The organism is Lysinibacillus sp. GbtcB16 (genome assembly GCF_019091145.1).
GTDB classification, from domain to species: Bacteria; Bacillota; Bacilli; order Bacillales_A; family Planococcaceae; genus Lysinibacillus; species Lysinibacillus fusiformis.
The window spans coordinates 1-236 of the sequence record NZ_JAGXJV010000867.1; the positions used below are offsets into that span (position 1 = coordinate 1).

Annotated in this window: 1 protein-coding gene; it reads left to right on the forward strand. The window is 57.6% G+C overall.

The window, feature by feature from the left end; translation table 11 throughout:
- Positions 1–51 precede the first annotated feature (51 nt).
- Positions 52–236, forward strand: a 185-nt coding sequence (locus KVT27_RS26145; RefSeq protein WP_217582329.1) for a hypothetical protein, incomplete at its 3' end; no start/stop codon positions are given.

Below are 236 nucleotides of genomic sequence, written 5' to 3' on the forward strand. Positions count from 1 at the left end.
CATCATGCGGCCATTCTATTTCATCTGGAGCCCTCTGCATCCGGCAGCGGGGTGTTAGCTCAAATCCGGCAGATCAGCGAGCGGATCACGGACTGCATCCGCACCTATCTGAAGCTGGATGCCCGTATCGGTTTCGGCGGCGTGAAGGCAAGCTGGACGAATATTTCGGACTCCACCGAGGAGGCGTTCCACGGTTTACTGCAGCAATCGATCGTTCACGAGCAAGGGGGGCAAGT